General features: G+C 65.0%; 18 protein-coding genes. 7 read left to right on the forward strand and 11 right to left on the reverse strand.

Features of this window, described 5'->3' with window-relative positions:
• Window positions 1–34 precede the first annotated feature (34 nt).
• Entirely contained in the window at window positions 35–1117 is a 1083-nt protein-coding gene (locus VSX79_RS11870; protein WP_326913443.1) for a DUF2332 domain-containing protein, read from the forward strand.
• Here the strand turns inward: VSX79_RS11870 and VSX79_RS11875 are convergent.
• Both VSX79_RS11875 and VSX79_RS11880 read right to left on the reverse strand, forming a co-directional pair.
• Entirely contained in the window at window positions 1114–1560 is a 447-nt protein-coding gene (locus VSX79_RS11875; RefSeq protein ID WP_326913444.1) for a DUF1465 family protein, read from the reverse strand. The two genes, VSX79_RS11870 and VSX79_RS11875, sit on opposite strands and share 4 nt — an antisense overlap.
• Before the next feature lie 111 nt (window positions 1561–1671).
• Window positions 1672–1869, reverse strand: a complete 198-nt coding sequence (locus tag VSX79_RS11880) for a YdcH family protein (protein ID WP_326913445.1) — start codon at window positions 1867–1869, stop codon at window positions 1672–1674.
• A gap of 123 nt (window positions 1870–1992) precedes the next feature.
• Here VSX79_RS11880 and VSX79_RS11885 point away from each other — a divergent pair, with 123 nt between their 5' ends.
• Window positions 1993–2151 (forward strand): DUF465 domain-containing protein, encoded by a 159-nt coding sequence (locus VSX79_RS11885; RefSeq protein WP_179495210.1) that lies wholly within the window; start codon window positions 1993–1995, stop codon window positions 2149–2151.
• A 45-nt stretch (window positions 2152–2196) separates the two neighbouring features.
• Here the strand turns inward: VSX79_RS11885 and VSX79_RS11890 are convergent, their stop codons facing one another.
• The 3 genes from VSX79_RS11890 to VSX79_RS11900 all read right to left on the reverse strand — a co-directional run bounded on the left by VSX79_RS11890 (window position 2197) and on the right by VSX79_RS11900 (window position 4767).
• The gene (locus VSX79_RS11890; RefSeq protein WP_179495209.1) at window positions 2197–2589 is read right to left on the reverse strand and encodes a PilZ domain-containing protein; all 393 of its coding nucleotides are present in this window, start codon (window positions 2587–2589) and stop codon (window positions 2197–2199) included.
• 83 nt (window positions 2590–2672) lie between these two features.
• On the reverse strand, window positions 2673–3134 hold the full coding sequence (gene dksA, locus VSX79_RS11895; protein ID WP_037556559.1) for an RNA polymerase-binding protein DksA: 462 nt from the start codon (window positions 3132–3134) through the stop codon (window positions 2673–2675).
• Window positions 3135–3852: 718 nt separating this feature from the next.
• Window positions 3853–4767, reverse strand: coding sequence for a hypothetical protein (locus VSX79_RS11900; protein WP_326913446.1), 915 nt, complete (start codon window positions 4765–4767; stop codon window positions 3853–3855).
• A 189-nt stretch (window positions 4768–4956) separates the two neighbouring features.
• Between VSX79_RS11900 and serS the strand changes: the two genes are divergently transcribed.
• From serS to VSX79_RS11915, 3 genes are all read left to right on the forward strand, one after another.
• Window positions 4957–6231 (forward strand): serine--tRNA ligase, encoded by a 1275-nt coding sequence (serS, locus tag VSX79_RS11905; RefSeq protein WP_326913447.1) that lies wholly within the window; start codon window positions 4957–4959, stop codon window positions 6229–6231.
• Between the two features lie 117 nt (window positions 6232–6348).
• Complete coding sequence (surE, locus tag VSX79_RS11910) at window positions 6349–7113, forward strand: 5'/3'-nucleotidase SurE (RefSeq protein WP_326913448.1); 765 nt, start codon at window positions 6349–6351, stop codon at window positions 7111–7113.
• Between the two features lie 114 nt (window positions 7114–7227).
• On the forward strand, window positions 7228–8295 hold the full coding sequence (locus VSX79_RS11915) for a potassium channel family protein (protein WP_179495198.1): 1068 nt from the start codon (window positions 7228–7230) through the stop codon (window positions 8293–8295).
• Here the strand turns inward: VSX79_RS11915 and VSX79_RS11920 are convergent.
• Window positions 8292–8621, reverse strand: coding sequence for a DUF423 domain-containing protein (locus VSX79_RS11920; protein WP_179495196.1), 330 nt, complete (start codon window positions 8619–8621; stop codon window positions 8292–8294). The genes VSX79_RS11915 and VSX79_RS11920 overlap by 4 nt on opposite strands.
• A gap of 92 nt (window positions 8622–8713) precedes the next feature.
• On the opposite strand from VSX79_RS11920, the gene rimO reads away from it, so the two are divergent.
• Entirely contained in the window at window positions 8714–10081 is a 1368-nt protein-coding gene (gene rimO, locus VSX79_RS11925) for a 30S ribosomal protein S12 methylthiotransferase RimO (RefSeq protein ID WP_326913449.1), read from the forward strand.
• Here the strand turns inward: rimO and VSX79_RS11930 are convergent.
• From VSX79_RS11930 to VSX79_RS11940, 3 genes are all read right to left on the reverse strand, one after another.
• Entirely contained in the window at window positions 10078–11640 is a 1563-nt protein-coding gene (locus VSX79_RS11930; RefSeq protein WP_326913450.1) for a tetratricopeptide repeat protein, read from the reverse strand. The two genes, rimO and VSX79_RS11930, sit on opposite strands and share 4 nt — an antisense overlap.
• 71 nt (window positions 11641–11711) lie before the next feature.
• The gene (locus VSX79_RS11935; protein ID WP_179495190.1) at window positions 11712–12725 is read right to left on the reverse strand and encodes an inorganic phosphate transporter; all 1014 of its coding nucleotides are present in this window, start codon (window positions 12723–12725) and stop codon (window positions 11712–11714) included.
• A gap of 15 nt (window positions 12726–12740) precedes the next feature.
• On the reverse strand, window positions 12741–13865 hold the full coding sequence (locus VSX79_RS11940; RefSeq protein ID WP_179495188.1) for a DUF47 family protein: 1125 nt from the start codon (window positions 13863–13865) through the stop codon (window positions 12741–12743).
• A 197-nt stretch (window positions 13866–14062) separates the two neighbouring features.
• Between VSX79_RS11940 and VSX79_RS11945 the strand changes: the two genes are divergently transcribed.
• Window positions 14063–15601 carry a flavin-containing monooxygenase gene (locus tag VSX79_RS11945; protein ID WP_326913451.1) on the forward strand — a complete coding sequence of 513 codons (1539 nt, stop codon included), beginning with the start codon at window positions 14063–14065 and terminating at the stop codon, window positions 15599–15601.
• A 3-nt stretch (window positions 15602–15604) separates the two neighbouring features.
• Here VSX79_RS11945 and VSX79_RS11950 read toward each other — a convergent pair whose 3' ends face one another.
• Window positions 15605–15787 (reverse strand): DUF3008 family protein, encoded by a 183-nt coding sequence (locus VSX79_RS11950; protein ID WP_179495186.1) that lies wholly within the window; start codon window positions 15785–15787, stop codon window positions 15605–15607.
• A 23-nt stretch (window positions 15788–15810) separates the two neighbouring features.
• On the reverse strand, window positions 15811–16746 hold the full coding sequence (locus VSX79_RS11955) for an SDR family oxidoreductase (RefSeq protein ID WP_326913452.1): 936 nt from the start codon (window positions 16744–16746) through the stop codon (window positions 15811–15813).
• Window positions 16747–16756: the final 10 nt, after the last annotated feature.

Genomic DNA, 16756 nt, shown 5'->3' on the forward strand with positions numbered 1-16756 from the left:
TGCGCGCCCATAAGCGGCGAGAGGAAAAAGGGCAATGAGCGAGCGCTACGAGTTCATTGACATGACCGCGACCGGCCCCAAAGCCGTGCGCACCGCCTTTGCCAATCAGGTCGCCTATTGCCGTGCCAATGATGCGCGTGTGACTGCGCGCGTGGTCGCGGCGCTGGGGGCCCTGCTCGACAAACCCGCGAGCGAATTCGCGCGCCGCATCGCAGATTGGCAAGGCGCCCCGCTCGCCGACGCCTTGCCGCTGCGCGCCGCAGGGGGCATCCATGCGCTCCACCTGTCCGAAGCCGCGCACGAACTCGCGCCCATCTATGCCGATGCCGAGGATATCAACGACGAAGCCGTCATCGCCGGCGTCGTCCGGCGGCACGACGCCGCGCTGCTTCCGTGGCTCGACGGCCCGCCGCAGACGAACGAGGCGGGGCGTTCGTCGAACTTCATCGCCGCGATGCTCTGGCTCACGGACCGGGAGCTGCCGCCGCGCTTCGACTGTCTCGAAATCGGGTCGAGCGCGGGGATCAACCTGATGATCGACCGCTATCATTACGATCTGGGCGGCGTGCATGTCGGACCGCAACCCGGCGCGATCGCCTTCACCCCCGAATGGCGCGGCAGCCATCCACCGATGCACACGATCGAGATCGCCAGCCTGAAGGGCTGCGATGTCGCCCCGGTCGACCTGACCGACCCGGCGCAGGCGCTGCGGCTCAAAGCCTATATCTGGCCCGAGCACGGCATCCGCTTCGCGCGCATCGAGGCCGCGATCGCCGCAGCGCATGAGGCGAAGCCGAATCTCGTCCGCGCCAACGCCGCCGATTTCGTCGAGGCCGAGCTGGCGAAACCGCAGGCCGCCGGGACGACGCGCGTGCTGATGCATTCGATCGTCTGGCAATATGTCCCCGCAGACCAGCAGGCGCGCGTCACCGCCGCGATGGAGAAAGCCGGCGCCCGCGCGACCCCCGACCGGCCGCTGGCGTGGATCGCGCTCGAAGCGAACCGGACGACGCATCATCACGAGCTCGTGCTGCGATATTGGCCGGGCGGTGAAGCAGCGCAGACGATCGCGCACGCTCATGCGCATGGCGCGTGGGTGGAGTGGCTGGCGCGCTAGAGCCGCGCCTCCAGCCGCGCGAGCAACGCCTGCACCGGCGCCACTGGCGGGGCTTTCCATCCCGCCTCCAGCACGGCGATCCGCTCGAACAGCCGCTCGCTCGCGGCAATGATCCGGCGAATCGGCGCATCGAACCCGGCGCACAGTTCCCAGTCGGCGGCGACCGGTTCGCCGATGCGCGCCGCGCTGTCGTTCGGCCCGGCACCGGGGTCGCCCGCGAACATCGCGCGGCGGTGAAGCAGCCAGGCGATGACGTGCATCAATCGCGTCGTCGTCTTCAGCGATTCGCAGGCGAGTGCGATCTGCGCCGCCGCGTTGCCGCGAACGCTGCCCAGGTTGCGTTGCGCGGCAAAGGCCGCATGCGCCTCGTCCGCGAGCAGCATCGCCTCGACATAGAGATTTTCGACCTGCGCGCGCTGCACCGGCACATTGATCGCCATCATGTTCGCGTCCCCGCCGACCATGGCCGAAGCGATGCCACGCTTCCGGGCCGATCCGCAATCGCGGTAACCATCATTTGCCGCGGCTGTGCCGTTTTGATTCAGGCCGCCGGTTCAGGCGATGATGTCGGGCAGCAGCTGATCTTCGCACCAGGCGATCTCGTCGCGCAGCCTGAGTTTGCGCTTCTTGAACCGCGCGAGCTGCAACTGGTCGACCATTGCCCCTTCGCCGAGCGCGATGATCGCGGCGTCGAGGTCGCGGTGCTCGATACGAAGCAGTTCCAGGCGCTGGGTAATTTCCTCGGGGCTCACCCGGCCTCCCTGCCACGTTCACCACTGGTCCGCAACGGCAACCGCCCCATCGAATCGTCACGACATCGGGGCGATTTCATGTTTTACTTCGCCCTGCCCATCGAGTCGAAAAGGAGAATGCCAATGAGCACGTCGCACCTTTCCACCCTACGGTCCCGTCACGCGGACCTCGATGTGAAAATTGCGAATGAAGAGCGCCGCCCCGCTCCTGATACCGGGACGCTCGCGCAGCTCAAGAAGCAGAAACTGAAACTCAAGGAAGAGATGCTCGCGATCGGCTGATCGCCAGCGCTATCGCCCCGCTGATGCCACCCTGTTCAAGGGCCATCAGCGCCGGCGATAGAGGGGGCCCGTCTCGAGCCCCGTGCGCCGCAGATGCGGCGGCAGATCGGACTGCGAAACCACCTGACGACGAACCGCCTGCGGATCGATCGTGCGATCGAAGGCGATGCCGAATTTGCCTTCGCCGACCCAGATGACGCGCCCCGCGACCCGTCCGACATTGCGCAGGTCGACCTCGACCGCCGCCCCTTGCGCTACGGCGACCTTGCCCTCGGCAAGCATCCCGCCGGGCGACAGGTTGCGCACGCGTACGGTAGCGGAGGCGCCGCCACTGGCGAGCACGGCCAACTGCGCCTGCATGAACAGACTGTCGCGATCGGCGGCGCGCGACAGCGCCGCGACTTCCTCGTCCACCGATGTCGGTCTTTGCGAATCCATTTGCGCCCCGTTTCTCTTCTATCGAGACGCGGAATCTAGGGGGCAGCGGTTGCCGAAACGTAAATGGGACACCGCCCCACGGATCAATCCTCGCGTGAAATCCGCTCGTTACGCTCGTGGCGCTCCTGCGCCTCCAGCGTCATCGTCGCGATCGGGCGGGCTTGCAGCCGCGCGAGCGAGATCGGCTCGCCGGTCACCGCGCAATAACCATATTCGCCCTCTTCGATGCGGCGGATCGCCGAATCGATCTTGGCGATCAACTTGCGCTGGCGATCGCGGGTGCGCAGTTCGATCGCCCAGTCGGTCTCGCTCGACGCGCGATCGGCCAGGTCGGGCTCGCGCAGCGGGCCATCCTGAAGATGCGCCAGCGTCGATTCCGATTCGGACAGGATCGACTTTTTCCAGGCGAGGAGCAGGCCGCGAAAATAGTCCTGCTGCCGCTCGTTCATGAACTCTTCGTCGTCGCTGGGGACATAATCCGAATCGAGATTGGACCTGGCTTCACGAAGCGCGTCTGCGCCAACATCGGCAATCTTGGTCGGCATGAGGGGCTCTCGCGTCCTTTCCTGTCACCCGGCGGGCCGCAGGCAGCCTTTGGGAGTGGCGCGCCTATACCCAGCCACCGGCAACGATACAAGCGCCGAAGCTGCCGATAGCGACAAGGCGTGAAGCGGCGATGAACCATCCCCGCACCGGCGGCGATTCCGGGGTCCGATCCGGTTCGAGGTCGCGTTCGAAAAGAGGCGCGATTTAGGTCCGAAAGTTAACCAACTGCACAGAATTACGGCATATTACGTGCTGTTTTGGGACAGATCATGCATTTTTTGTTGATTCCGGGCCCCTTTTCCCGCTCTCGGACAGGCAAACGCGGTTAACAGAATTGCCGCGTTCACAAAGCTTTGGCCTTTTGAGTTATAGCGAAGGTGAATGGGGGGGTGTCGGTCGATGGCGCTTCGCACCTGTAACGGGAAAGAAAGAGAAGCCTATGTCTGTCCGAATGGCCCTTGCCAAGCTTTGCGCCTGCACCTGCGGCGGGGCAATCATCGGTAGCGGCGCGATGCAGATCACGGATGTTCCGAAGGCCCGCGCCCAGGTCCAGTCCTGCTCACCCTGCGTCGCCAAGAAAAAGATCGTGCGCAAACGCCACGCGGCGCGCAAGCCGGTGAAGCGCGTGCGCCGCGTCGTCACGACGAAGAAAGTGATCCGCACCGCAACCCCGCAAACGCAGGTGGTGACGCAGACCATTCCCCTGCCCCCGATCCCCTACGCGCCCTTCCCGCAATCGGGATGGGAAGGCGGCGGCGGCAGCGGCGGCGGCGTGACGGTCATCGGCGGCGGCTTTGGCGGCGGGTTCGGTGGCGGCTTCTTCGGAGGTTTCTTCGGCGGCAGCTCGGGCGGCGGCAGCAGCGGCAGCATCGTCGTCACCTCGACCACCACCGGGGGCCTCAGCTCGACCACCAGCACGTCTTCGGGCGTCTCGACCTCGACCGGCGGCGTCTCCACCTCTACCGGCGGCGTGAGCACGTCTACGGGCGGCGTCTCGACGTCCACCGGCGGCGTGTCGACCTCAACCGGCGGCGTGTCGACTTCGACCTCAACGGGCGGCGTCTCCACATCGACCGGCAGCGTCAGCACCTCGACCTCGTCGGGCAATGTATCGACCTCGTCGGGTAACGTCAGCACCTCCTCGTCGAGCAGCAGTTCGTCGTCGAGTTCGTCGTCATCCTCCTCTTCCTCGTCGTCGAGTTCTTCCTCATCGGGCGGCTCGTCGAAAGGCGGCAGCTCGCACGGCCATGGCAGCTCGGGATGGGGAAGTTCCTCGCACGGCAGCTCATCGCACGGCAGTTCGTCGCGCGGCGGCAGTTCGACCAGTTCGGGCGGATCGAGCAGCAGCTCTTCGTCATCCTCCTCTTCGTCGAGCAGCAGCACGTCGAGCGGCGCGACCTCGTCGGGCGCGACCGGCGGCAGCAGCAGCTTCGGTTCGACCGGCGGCACCAGCTCGTCGTCCTCGTCGAGCAGCAGTTCGTCGTCGAGCTCCTCCTCGTCGAGCTCGGGCGGCAGCAGCAGCCATGGCGGCTCGTCGGGCGATCCGACCCCTGTTCCTGCGCCGCCGATGATGCTATTGTTCGGCGCAGCAGCAGCCGCGCTGGTCGCGCGCCGCCGCGCAGCGAACCGCAACGACGACGACGCAAACGCGGCTTGAGAAATCCACTGGCGGTTTGGGGGGCTAACCCGGACCACCGAACTAAGGGCTGCCCCATCGGGGCGGCCCTTTTTATGCGCGGCCCATTCGCATCGACGCCGAGCCATCGGCCGTGACCCAGCAACAGGCTTGCGCCGCGCGGGCGGCCCCGCCATAGCCCCGCCATGCACGATATCCGCCTGATCCGGGAAAATCCCGCAGCTTTCGACGCCGGCCTCGCGCGGCGCGGCCTCGAACCCCTGTCCGCCGAGATCCTCGCCGCCGACGCATCGCTGCGCGCGCTGCAGACCGAGATTCAGGGGGCGCTCGCACGCCGCAACGAAGCCTCGAAGCTGATCGGCCAGGCGATGGCCAGCGGCGACAAGGACCAGGCCGAGGCGCTGAAGTCCGAGGTCGCCGACCTCAAGACATCGCTTCCCGCAAAGGAAGAGGCCGAGCGCGAGCAGCTCGCGGCGCTGCAGGACAGGCTCGCCGCGCTGCCGAACCTGCCCGCCGACGACGTGCCCGATGGCGAGGATGAGGAGGGCAATGTCGAAATCGCCCGCTGGGGCACCCCGCGCAGCTTCGATTTCAAGCCCCGCGAACATGCCGATTTTGCCCCCGCGCTCGGGCTCGATTTCGAGACCGCGGCAAAGATGTCGGGCGCGCGCTTCGCTTTCCTGAAGGGCCAGATGGCGCGGCTCGAACGCGCGATCGGCCAATTCATGATCGACAAGCAGACGATCGAGGCGGGCTACACCGAATGCGCGACGCCGCTGATGGTCCGCGACGAGGCCGCGTTCGGGACGACGCAGCTTCCCAAGTTTCGCGAGGATCTGTTCCAGACCACCGATGGCCGCTGGCTTATCTCGACCTCCGAAATGAGCCTGACCAACGCGGTGCGCGAGGAAATCCTGCCCGATGCCGAGCTGCCGATCCGCATGACCGCGCTCACGCCCTGCTTCCGATCCGAAGCCGGGTCGGCGGGGCGCGACACCCGCGGCTATATCCGCCAGCACCAGTTCTGGAAGGTCGAGCTGGTCTCGATCGTCCGTCCCGAGGATTCGGACGCCGAACTGGAACGCAAGACGCGCGCCGCCGAGACGATCCTCGAGGCGCTCGAACTGCCGTACCGCAAGATGCTGCTGTGCAGCGGCGACATGGGTTTCGCGGCGCGCAAGACCTATGACCTCGAAGTCTGGTTGCCCGGACAGGACAGCTATCGCGAGATTTCGAGCTGTTCGAACTGCGGCGATTTCCAGGCGCGGCGCATGAACACGCGCTTTCGCCGCGAAGACGTAAAGGGCAATGAATTCGTACATACGCTGAACGGTTCGGGCCTCGCCGTGGGGCGCACGCTCGTCGCGATCCTCGAAAATTACCAGCAGGCCGATGGCAGCGTCGATATTCCAAAGGCACTGCTTCCCTACATGGGCGGAATTACCCGCCTGACGCCCTGATCCGTCATTGCGAGCGCAGCGAAGCACTCTCCAGCCTTCGGCCTCGCGCGACCTTTCCCGCTGGAGATTGCTTCGTCGCTGCGCTCCTCGCAATGACGACCGGTATGGATTGAGATCATGCGCATCCTCCTCACCAACGACGACGGTTACCACGCCCCCGGCATGGCGGTGCTCGAAGCGATTGCGCGCCAGCTCAGCGACGACATCTGGGTCTGCGCTCCCGCCGAGGAGCAATCGGGCGCCGGTCATTCGCTCACCCTGTCGCGCCCCGTGCGCATCCGCGAGCATGGCGGGCGGCGCTGGTCGTGCAGCGGCACCCCGACCGATTCGGTGATGATGGCGATCGGCAAGCTGATGCCCGAAAAGCCGGACCTGATCCTGTCGGGCGTCAACCGCGGCGCCAACCTGGGCGACGATGTGACTTACTCGGGCACCGTCTCGGCGGCGATCGAGGGCGCGCTGGCGGGCATCCCGGCGATCGCGCTCAGCCAAGTCTATGCGCGCGAGGGCATGGGCGACAGCGTGCCGTTCGAGGCGGCCGAAGCCTGGGGCGCGAAGGTGCTGCGCCCGCTGCTCGACATGGACATGGCGCCGCGCACGCTGATCAACATCAACTTCCCCGCGCTTCCCGCCGCCGAGGTCAAGGGCATCCGCGTTACCCGCCAGGGTTTCCACGACTACGGCCGCGGCTCGATCGTCGAGGGCACCGACCCGCGCGGCTATCACTATTACTGGTTCGGCCTCCACGGCATCGAGCATAGCCTGGGGCACGACAGCGATCTGGAAGCGATCGACGACCATTATATCTCGGTCACCCCGCTCCAGCTCGACCTGACGCATGATGCGTCACTGGCGGCATTGCGCGGCGCCTACGGCGGTTGAGCGCGACGTCATCGGGCGCGCCGGGACGACCGGGCAGGTGCCGACACCACAACTGCATTTCCAGTTGCACAAAAATCGCATACCCGTCGATCCGATGAAGCAACTGCCGCCCCGATGAGCAAGCGTCCCGTGTCAAAACTGAAACTGCAACACCGGTTTCAGCCGCTGCGCCGCGCCAGCAAATGGCCGGTGTGGGCCGACGTAAGCGCGCGGCTCTTGCTGGCCTTTTTCCTGATCGGTATCGTCGTATTGGTCCATTGGATCGATCGCGAGGGATTGATCGACCATCACGACGGCCACATCAGCTTCCTCGACGTCGTCTATTTCACGATGATTTCTGTGACGACGACGGGCTTTGGCGACATTGCGCCGATTTCCGATCGCTCGCGCCTGATCGAGGCGGTGATCGTCACCCCGATCCGCATCATGGTGCTCTTCATTTTCGTCGGCACCGCCTATAATTTCGTCCTCAAACGCACATGGGAAAAATGGCGCATGGCCCGTATCCAGGCAAAGCTCACCAACCATATCGTCGTGCTCGGCTTCGGCATCAGCGGCAGCGAGGCGGTCCGCGAACTGATCGCGCGCGGCACCGACCCGGCGTGTGTCGTGGTCATCGACGAATCGGCGGCGCGGATCGCCGAGGCCGAAGCGATGGGCTGCAACGTGCTGCAGGGCGACGCGTCGAACGACGACACGTTGATCGACGTGCATATCTCGCGCGCGCAATCTGTGCTGGTTTCGGCGGGGCGCGATGACACCTCGATCCTGATGGTCCTCACCGTTCGCCACCTCGCGCCGCATGTGCCGATCAGCGTCGTCATCCGCGCGCAGGATAACGAGCTGCTCGCGCGGCAGGCGGGCGCGAACAATGTCATCAATCCGGTCAGCTTCACCGGCCTGCTCCTCGCGGGATCGGCGCAGGGCGCGCATGTCGCTGACTATATGGCGGACCTCGCGAGCATCGGCGGCCGCGTCCAGCTGCGCGAACGCGCGGTAGGTGCCGAGGAAATCGGCCGCAGCATCGACCAACTCGCAAGCGGCGGCCGCGGGCTGCGCATTTATCGCGGCGGAAAGCCCTATGGCTTTTGGGAACCCGAATCGCAGCGGCTCGAACAGGGCGACCTGATCGTCGAGGTCGTCCGCTGCGAGGAATGTGAAGCGAGTGTTCCCGGCGGCTAGCCGCGCCAGTAGAGCCAGCCCGCCCACAGCCAGCCGATGATCAGCAAGCCGCCGCCGATCGGCGTGACCGCGCCGAGCCAGCGCGGCGCACCGAGCGCCATCATATATAGGGTAATCGAAAAGATGGCGGCACCGCCGAGCAGCATGATCGCCGGCCCGCGAGCGAAACCCATGATCGCCAGCGCCGCCACCGCGTGGACGAGCTGATAGATCCCGCCGGTGCGCAGCCATTCGGCCTCCTGCTGGCCCGCGGCGCCGTGCGCACCGAACGCGCCCGCCGCGACCGCCATCGCCGCCGAAATCGCTGCAAACGCACCAATTGCCATCACCGCTATCCTTTCGACCGAACCGCGCGCTCCATGCCCGCGCGCTCCGCGCGTGACAAGGGCCGCAAAATCGACTATGCGCGCCGCCAATCATGACAGTCAAAACGCTCCCCACCCAGCCGAAGGTCGGCATGGTTTCGCTCGGCTGCCCCAAGGCGCTCGTCGACAGTGAACGGATTCTGACCAAGCTGCGCGCCGACGGCTACGGCCTCTCGCCCGACTATGCGGGCGCCGACGTCGTGCTCGTCAACACCTGCGGCTTCCTCGACTCGGCGAAGGAAGAAAGCCTCGAGGCGATCGGCGAGGCGATGGCCGAGAATGGCCGCGTCATCGTCACCGGCTGCATGGGCAACGAGGCCGAGGTTATTCGCGCGCGTTTTCCCAACGTGCTCGCGGTCACCGGCGCGCATCAGTACGAGCAGGTCGTCGACGCGGTCCACGACGCCGCGCCGCCGACCCAAGGGCCGTTCGTCGACCTCGTCCCCGAGGGCGGGCTGAAACTGACGCCGCGCCACTACAGCTATCTCAAGATCAGCGAAGGCTGCAACCACAGCTGCTCCTTCTGCATCATCCCCGATCTGCGCGGCAAACTCGTCAGCCGCCGCATCGACGCGGTGCTGCGCGAGGCCGAAAAGCTCGTCACCGCAGGGACCAAGGAGCTGCTGGTCATCAGCCAGGACACCTCGGCTTACGGCGTCGACATCCGCCACGACCCGCGCCAGTGGAAGGGCCGCGAAGTCCGCGCCCATATGACCGACCTCGCGCGCGAACTCGGCCAATTGAAGACCAGCGAAGGCAAGGCCCCGTGGGTTCGCCTCCACTATGTCTACCCCTACCCGCACGTCGACGCGGTGATCCCGCTGATGGCCGAGGGGCTGCTCACGCCTTATCTCGACATCCCCTTCCAGCATGCGAGCCCGAGCGTGCTCAAGCGCATGAGGCGCCCCGCGAACGAAGCGAAGGTGCTCGAACGGCTGAAAAGCTGGCGCGCCATCGCCCCCGACATCTCGATCCGATCGAGCTTCGTCGTCGGCTTCCCCGGCGAGACCAAAGCCGATTTCCAATATCTGCTCGACTGGCTCGACGAAGCCCAGCTCGACCGCGTCGGCGCCTTCCGCTTCGAACCCGTCGCGGGCGCACAGGCGAACGCGCTCGACAATCCGGTGCCCGAGGAGGTCAAGGAAGAGCGCTACCAGCGCATCATGGCGAAGACCGCCGCGATCAGCGCCGCCAAGCTCGAAGCCAAGATCGGCCGCACCCTGCCCGTCATTATCGACGAGGTCGGCGACGCGGATGAAGACGGCAGCATCGGCGCCACCGGCCGCTCGCAGGCTGACGCGCCGGAGATCGACGGCCATGTCTATCTGCGCGACGTCGCTGCGACGCTGAAGGCCGGCGATATCGTCGATGTCGAAATCGAGGATGCCGACGAGCATGACCTGTTCGGGGTGGTCGTCTAACCGCCCGATTGCGACGAGGCGGGCGCCTGCTGCTCCAGCCAGCGTTTGCCGGCGGGCGTGACAAGCGAGGACGGCAGGTCGCGTCCGACCTCGTTATAGACCGCGGCCACGTCGGGGCGCGCCTTGAGCGGCAGGAAATTATCCTCTCCATCCGTCCGCACGGCCTGCGTCGTGAACTCCTGCCCTTGCAGATTGCGCAGCATGTCTGTGCGCAGCTGGGGATCGCGGAGCGCCTCGATCACAATCTCCGCGGCTCGATCGCTCCGTCCGGCGCATTGCAACGCCTCGACCGCCGCCGACGGCGAGTCGGTGCGGTTTTTCTCCACGGTGGCGAGCAGCGGCAGCGATTCAGCCTCCCGACCGAGTTTCTCCAGCGCGCAGGCGCGGTCCGCGGCGAGAAACTGCCGCACATAGGGGCTGCCATATTGGCTTGCCACAAAGATGGCACGCTCGGATGCCGCCAACGCCTTCTCCCAGTCGCCCATTCTCGCCAGGCGGGCGGCCCGATTCGCGACGAAGTTGACCAGCCAACCATTCTTGTTCGCATCGAACGGGATCGCAGCCATCGCGTCGAACAGCGCGTTCGCTTCCGCTTCGCGCCCCAGTCCGTCCAGCGCATTGGCCCGCGAATCGAGGGCCCAGAAATGATATTCGCCCAGCGTCTCGAACTTCGCCGGATCGGCGAAAGTCTCGGTCAGCGCCAACACCTCGTCATAACGGCCGGCCTCGTCGAGCGCGGTGACAAGCGCCGACAGCTTCTCGACATCCTCGGGACTCCGGCGCCGGTCGGCCCGCGCCCTTCCGATATTGGTTTCGAACGCGGTCGCCATGTTCGGCCCCGCGCTGCGTTCAAGCTCGGGCCAGAAAGCGGAATAGCGGCGATCGGCGAGCAGGCGGAAATACCAAATGGGCTCGGTGATGCTGTCGAGCAGCGGCCTCGCGGCCTCGATATTGCCGGCCTCTACCTCGCGCATGAACACGCTCTCGCGGACATTATCCCGGTCACGGTCAGACAGGGTCCGGAAGATCGGCGCATTTACGAAGCGGCGGTTCAGGGCCAATGCCAGATCGGGTCGGTCGGCCTCCGCCAGCTTGCGGCCCAGCCAGCGAAAATTGTTGATCGGGTCAGCCAGTCCGCCCGCGTCGGCAGGCTTCATCGTCCCGGCGATCAGGCGGTCTATAGCCGCATCATATTGCTTCGCTTCCAGCGCAATCATCACCGTGGCGATCGGCGCCACGACCGGGCCGTTTACCTTTTCGTTCTTGATCAGCAGCGCATAAGCCTCGTCATAACGCTTCTCGTCGATCGCGCATTGCAGGTCGAACCGCAGCTTGAACGAGACAAAGCTCGGATCGAAAGATTTCCGCCGCACGATCTCCGTCAGGACCGGGACCATGTCTCGGCACGCGCTCGTCCCTTCCGCGGCGTAGAGCGCCGTAGCCCGCTTCAGCAGCGCGTCATTATCGAGGCTGGCCGGGTCGACTGCGGGCGTCTCGGTTCCCCGCACCCCGGACGACAAAAAGGCGAACAGGAGCAAACCAACGGCCCAGAATCTCAAACCACATCCTCCCCGCCTGATCGCAGACGAACATGAAGCGGTTTGGCCCGCCTGTCAAAAGCCGTCAAAGGTCAGAACAGCCGCGTGATCCCATAGAAGGCCGCCGCGACGAGCGCGCTCGCCGGGATGGTGATGAACCACGCCGCGACGACATTGCCCGCAACACCCCAGCGCACCGCGCTCGCGCGGCGCGCGACGCCGGCGCCGATGATGCTGCCGGTGATCGTATGCGTCGTTGATACCGGGATGCCGAGCAGGCTGGCGGTGAACACCATGATCGACCCGCCGGTCGACGCGGCAAAGCCCTGATGATGCGACAGCTTGGTGATCCGCCCGCCCATCGTCTCGATAATCTTCCACCCGCCGGAGAGCGTACCGATCGCGATGGCGATATAGCAGCTGAACGCAACCCAGTGCGGGACATGGAACTCGCCCGACAGATAGCCGGTCGAATAGAGGAGGACAGCGATGATCCCCATCGTCTTCTGCGCGTCGTTGAGCCCGTGGCTCAGCGAATAGGCGGCGGACGAAAAGAGGTGGAGGGTGCGGAAGGTGCTCTCCGCGAATTTCGCCGTAGCGCGGCGTAGAGCCCAGCTGCTGACCAGCATCACCAGCATCGCGAGCACCATGCCGAGCATTGGCGACAGGAAGATAGCGATGACGGTCTTGTTGAGCCCGGTCCACTGGATACCCTCGAATCCCGCGTGCGCCACGCCCGCGCCGACGATCCCGCCGACGAGCGCGTGGCTCGACGAGGAGGGAATGCCCTTGAGCCAGGTGACGACGTTCCAGAACATCGCCCCGACCAGCGCGCCGAACACCACGGCAGGCGTCACCAGATCCTTGTCGATCAGTCCCGCGCCGATCGTCTCGGCCACCTTGTGCAGCGCCGGAAAGGCGAGGCTGAGGAAATAGGCGGCGAAGTTGAAGAAGGCGGCGAAGATCACCGCCTGAACCGGCTTCAGCAGGCGCGTCGCGACCACCGTCGCGATGCTGTTCGCGGCGTCGTGCAGCCCGTTCAGGAAGTCGAACGCCAGCGCGAGGATGACGAGGCCGACGAGGAGCGGAAAAGCGAGTTCGTGCATCGGGACGCCCCTCGCTTACGCGTGGTCGATGACCAGGCCGTCGATTTCGTTCGCGACGTCCTCGAAACTGTCGGTGACGCGTTCGAGATGGCGGAAAAGTTCACGCGCGATCAGGAAGCGCGTCGGATTCGCCTCGCCATGCTCGCGGAACAGGCGCTTGAGCCCGGCGGCGTGAATTTCGTCGGCGTGCCCTTCCATCCGCACCAGCCGCTCGGTGAGTTCGTGAAGGCGCGGACCGTTGGCGCCGATGTTGCGGAGCAGCGGCAGCGCCTCGGCGGTGAGGCGCGCGGCATCGACGATGATGCCCGCTATATCGCGCATTTCGGGCTCGAATTCGGTAACGTCATAGAGGTCGACCGCGCCCGCGGTCTTCTGCATCTCGTCGATCGCGTCGTCCATCGAGGCGATCAGGTCGGTAATGGCGCTGCGGTCGAACGGGGTCAGGAAAGTGCGGCGGACGGTCTGCAGCACTTCGCGGGTGATCGCATCAGCGTCATGCTCGCGCTCGATGATTTCCTGCACATGGTCGGCCATTCCCTCGCCGCCCTGCAGCATGCGCGACAGCGCATTGGCGCCGGCGACGAGCGTTGCGGCGTGGCTTTCGAACAATTCAAAGAAATTTCCCTGTCGCGGCAGCAAACGCTGAAACCATGCGAACATCCAGCTAACCCCTGTCTTGTCGGCTACATTATGGGCGACCCCGCGCGGCTGGGCAACGGCGCGGAAGCCGCTGTCGCCGAACGAGCGGATCAGCGCTTGCAAATCGGGCTCGTCGACCGCCGACGCGGCGTCACTGAACGAGAACCATTTGCGGTCGCGTTCGTCCATTTCCTTCCAGTCGTCGAGTTCGTTCGTCACCGCGAGAGGGAAGACTTCGACGTTGTACATGATCGACGCGCCGTTCGCGCGGCGCTTCCTATATTCATAACTGCCGATCGGCGTCGGGCAGACCGCGCCGATCACCCCCGCCTCTTCCTCGGCTTCGACCGCTGCGGCGGCGTGACGCGTCATACCGTTCAGCGGATTGCCCTTCGGCACCACCCAGCGCCTGGTCTCGCGCGATGTGATCAAAAGAATTTCGGTCGGACCGTCCTGCTGAGGTCCGCCGAATCGATAGGGTAGGACCGCGATCTGGCGCATTTAGATCAATCCTTTCCTATGGTTGGTACGGCGCGATGGCAGAATGATGACAATCGGGTTTCGCCCCTATGACAATAATGTGACAGCGACAAGGGGAGCGCCGCCGTTTCGGCCCCTACTTTCACGGCTGTCAATTCGATTGCAAAATGCAACGCGGTGCGTAAGCTGCCTCCCAAAGACAGATGGGAGACGAAACGATGGCAGGCACGGCGACGATGGAACGCCCCGTGGACGCAAAGGCTGCACCGGTCGATCAGGACGTGCTGATTGTCGGCGCCGGCATTTCGGGCATCGGCATGGCCGTGCATCTGCAGATGAATTGCCCGGACCGCAGCTTCACACTCGTCGAGCGCCGCGAACAGCTTGGCGGCACCTGGGACCTGTTCCGTTACCCCGGCATCCGTTCGGACAGCGACATGCACACGCTCGGCTTCATCTTCGAACCGTGGAAACATGAAAAGTCGATCGCCGATGGGCCGGCGATCCTCGACTATCTCAACCGGATCGTCGACGAGCGCCATATTCGCGAGCGCATCCGCTTCGACCGCAAGGTCGTCGGCGCCGACTGGGACAGCTCAGCCGCGCGCTGGACGGTCACGATGGAAGACGGCAAGGGCGCGACAACGACGACGACCGCGCGCTGGCTCTATCTCGGTTCGGGCTATTATGATTATGACGAGCCCTTCGACGCGCAGTTCGCGGGGCGTGAGGATTTTCAGGGACAGATCATCCACCCGCAATTCTGGCCGAAGGATCTTGATTACAAGGACAAGAAGATCGTCGTGATCGGGTCGGGCGCCACCGCGGTCACCATCGTCCCCTCGATGAAGGAAGCCGCACACGTCACGATGCTCCAGCGCACGCCGACCTGGTATTTCATCCGCCCGGCGAAGGACGGCTTCGCCAATTTCCTGCGCAAATTCCTGCCCGAAAAACTGGCGTACAGGATCACGCGCTTCAAGAACGTCCGGCTGCAGGACATAGCCTTCCGCCGCGCGCGAGAGAGGCCCGAGAAGGTCAAGGAGTTCCTGACCAAGAAGCTGAAGGCAAGCCTCGGCGACCATTATGATGCCGAGGCCTTCACCCCGCCCTACAACCCCTGGGAACAGCGGCTGTGCCTCGTCCCCGACGCCGATTTCTTCGAGGCGATGAAGGCAGGCAGGGCGTCGGTGGTGACCGACCATATCGAGCGGTTCGATGCGGCGGGCATCCAGCTCAAATCGGGCAAGCATCTCGACGCCGACATCATCATCACAGCGACCGGCCTGAAGCTTGCGGTCGCTGGCAAAATCCCGGTGCGTGTCGATGGCGCGCCCGTCCACTGGAACGAACATTTCTATTACAAGGCGTGCATGTTCTCGAACGTTCCGAACTTCTCGGCGGTGTTCGGCTATCTCAATGCGAGCTGGACGCTGCGGGCCGACATCGTGTCCGAATATGTCTGCCGCGTGCTCAACCATATGCGCGACACGGGAACGACGGTCGCGACGCCGGCGCTCGCCGATCCGTCGAGCCTCGAGGAAGAAAATGTCTTCGACTTCTCGTCGGGCTATATCCAGCGTTCGCTGCACATCATGCCGAAGAGCACGGCCACCCTGCCCTGGCGGCTCAGCCAGCATTATGTCCAGGACCGGATCGACATGCGCACCGGGGCGATCGCCGATGGCGTGCTGACCTTCACCAATGCGAGGGCGAAGGTCGCGGCGGCTCCAGCGGAACTCGAAGCAGCCGAGTAAGCTTTAGTCGGCGTGCTCGGGCTTGCCCTTGGTCGAGCCCTTGGCGAAATCCTCGAGTTGCTTTTCGGTCATGCTGTCGGCCATCTCTTTCGACGCGCCCTTGAGCTTCGACTTGGGCGTGTCGCCGCGCTTGGCACTGAGCGCCGCGCCGGCGGCTTTCTGCTGGGCTTTGGATTTGGCTGGCATGGTCTTTCTCCTTTGCCGCCCCGCTAACCATTAACGATCGTGCCGCCGTTCGGATGCAGCACCTGACCCGACATATAGCTGCTGTCGTCGCAAGCGAGGAACAGGAAGGCGGGCGCGACCTCATTGGGTTCGCCGGGACGCTTCATCGGGGTGCCTTCGCCGAACGTCGCAACCTTCTCCGCCGGCGCGCCGCCGCGCGGGTTGAGCGGAGTCCAGATCGGGCCGGGCGCGACGCCGTTCACGCGAATCCCCTTTTCGACCAGGTTTTCGCTGAGCGAGCGGGTGAAGGCGGTGATCGCACCCTTGGTGGCGCTGTAATCGAGCAGGCCCTTCGATCCCTGATACATCGTCACGCTGGTGCAATTGATGATCGCCGACCCTTTTTTGAGGTGCGGCAGCGCCGCCTGCACCAGATAGAACATGCCGAAAATGTTGGTTGCGAAGGTTCGCTGCAGCTGATCTTCGCTGATATCGCGAATGTCCGCCGCCGGATGCTGCTCGCCGGCATTGTTGACGAGGATGTCGAGGCGACCGAGTTTCTCGACCGTCTGCGCGACGATTTTCTCGCCCATCCTGGGTTTGCCGACATCGGCCTTGATCGCGATCGCGCGCCGTCCTTCGGCCTCGACGATCGCGGCAGTCTCGACCGCATCGTCCCGGTTTTCGAGATAGACGAGCGCGACGTCGGCGCCCTCGCGCGCGAACAGCGCGCAGACTGCGCGGCCGATGCCGCTATCGCCGCCGGTAACGATCGCCACCTTGCCGTCGAGCCGGCCCGACCCCGGATAGCGCGGCTCCCATTTCGGTGCGCGGTCGAGATCGGCTTCGCGGTCGGATGGCGGCCTGGCTATCGTCTTGTCGCCCCCCACCTCGCGGCGCAGCTTCGCCGCCGCGCTCCGCTTGCCCTTCTTTTCTTTCGTGTTTTCGCCGACCTTGCCGGCCTTGGGCTGCTTCGCCATGGGCTTTTCC

Origin of the sequence: Sphingopyxis chilensis, from assembly GCF_035930445.1 — a bacterium.
Lineage (GTDB): Bacteria > Pseudomonadota > Alphaproteobacteria > Sphingomonadales > Sphingomonadaceae > Sphingopyxis > Sphingopyxis chilensis.

Bases quoted from the DNA above. Each gene is read 5' to 3' on its own strand.
- serS (WP_326913447.1), top strand. From the start codon at position 4,957: ATGCACGATATCCGCCTGATCCGGGAAAATCCCGCAGCTTTCGACGCC.
- rimO (WP_326913449.1), top strand. From the start codon at position 8,714: ATGACAGTCAAAACGCTCCCCACCCAGCCGAAGGTCGGCATGGTTTCG.
- VSX79_RS11950 (WP_179495186.1), bottom strand. From the start codon at position 15,787: ATGCCAGCCAAATCCAAAGCCCAGCAGAAAGCCGCCGGCGCGGCGCTC.
- VSX79_RS11915 (WP_179495198.1), top strand. From the start codon at position 7,228: ATGAGCAAGCGTCCCGTGTCAAAACTGAAACTGCAACACCGGTTTCAG.
- VSX79_RS11955 (WP_326913452.1), bottom strand. From the start codon at position 16,746: ATGGCGAAGCAGCCCAAGGCCGGCAAGGTCGGCGAAAACACGAAAGAA.
- dksA (WP_037556559.1), bottom strand. From the start codon at position 3,134: ATGCCGACCAAGATTGCCGATGTTGGCGCAGACGCGCTTCGTGAAGCC.
- VSX79_RS11885 (WP_179495210.1), top strand. From the start codon at position 1,993: ATGAGCACGTCGCACCTTTCCACCCTACGGTCCCGTCACGCGGACCTC.
- VSX79_RS11890 (WP_179495209.1), bottom strand. From the start codon at position 2,589: ATGGATTCGCAAAGACCGACATCGGTGGACGAGGAAGTCGCGGCGCTG.
- surE (WP_326913448.1), top strand. From the start codon at position 6,349: ATGCGCATCCTCCTCACCAACGACGACGGTTACCACGCCCCCGGCATG.
- VSX79_RS11920 (WP_179495196.1), bottom strand. From the start codon at position 8,621: ATGGCAATTGGTGCGTTTGCAGCGATTTCGGCGGCGATGGCGGTCGCG.
- VSX79_RS11875 (WP_326913444.1), bottom strand. From the start codon at position 1,560: ATGATGGCGATCAATGTGCCGGTGCAGCGCGCGCAGGTCGAAAATCTC.
- VSX79_RS11940 (WP_179495188.1), bottom strand. From the start codon at position 13,865: ATGCGCCAGATCGCGGTCCTACCCTATCGATTCGGCGGACCTCAGCAG.
- VSX79_RS11935 (WP_179495190.1), bottom strand. From the start codon at position 12,725: ATGCACGAACTCGCTTTTCCGCTCCTCGTCGGCCTCGTCATCCTCGCG.
- VSX79_RS11870 (WP_326913443.1), top strand. From the start codon at position 35: ATGAGCGAGCGCTACGAGTTCATTGACATGACCGCGACCGGCCCCAAA.
- VSX79_RS11945 (WP_326913451.1), top strand. From the start codon at position 14,063: ATGGCAGGCACGGCGACGATGGAACGCCCCGTGGACGCAAAGGCTGCA.